Here is a 694-nt window from a genome sequence, read left to right as displayed (position 1 = left end):
GTTGATCTTGTAACGACCCACCTTGGCGAGGTCGTAGCGCTTGGCGTTGAAGTAGAGGTTCTCCAGCAGGGTCTGCGCCGACTCCTTGGTCGGCGGCTCGCCCGGCCGCAGCTTGCGGTAGATGTCGAGCAGGGCGTCGTCCTGGCCGGCGGTGTGATCCTTCTCCAGGGTCGCCCGCATCGACTCGTACTGGCCGAACTTCTCGAGGATCTGGTCGCTGGTCCACCCCAGTGCCTTGAGAAGCACGGTGACGGCCTGCTTGCGCTTACGGTCGATGCGCACACCGACGCTGTCGCGCTTGTCGATCTCGAATTCCAGCCAGGCACCCCTCGACGGGATGACCTTGCAGCCGTACAGGTCCTTGTCGGACGTCTTGTCGACATTACGTTCGAAGTAGACGCCGGGCGAGCGGACGAGCTGCGAGACCACGACACGTTCGGTGCCGTTGATGATGAAGGTGCCCTTCGGCGTCATGAGCGGGAAGTCACCCATGAACACCGTCTGGCTCTTGATCTCACCGGTGGTGTTATTGATGAACTCCGCCGTCACGAACATCGGGGCGGAGAAGGTCATGTCCTTCTCTTTGCACTCATCTACGGAGTACTTCGGCGGCTCGAACCGGTGGTCGCGGAACGACAAGGACATCGTCCCCGAGAAGTCCTCGATCGGACTGATCTCTTCGAAGATCTCCTCA

Annotated in this window: 1 pseudogene; it reads right to left on the bottom strand. The window is 60.8% G+C overall.

Features of this window, described 5'->3' with window-relative positions:
* Nucleotides 1–694, bottom strand: a pseudogene (locus FAF44_RS56615) (DNA-directed RNA polymerase subunit beta); the annotation flags it as partial.

It is taken from the genome of Nonomuraea sp. MG754425 (assembly GCF_021699195.1).
Lineage (GTDB): Bacteria > Actinomycetota > Actinomycetes > Streptosporangiales > Streptosporangiaceae > Nonomuraea.
This window is presented reverse-complemented; position numbering and strand designations above follow the sequence as displayed.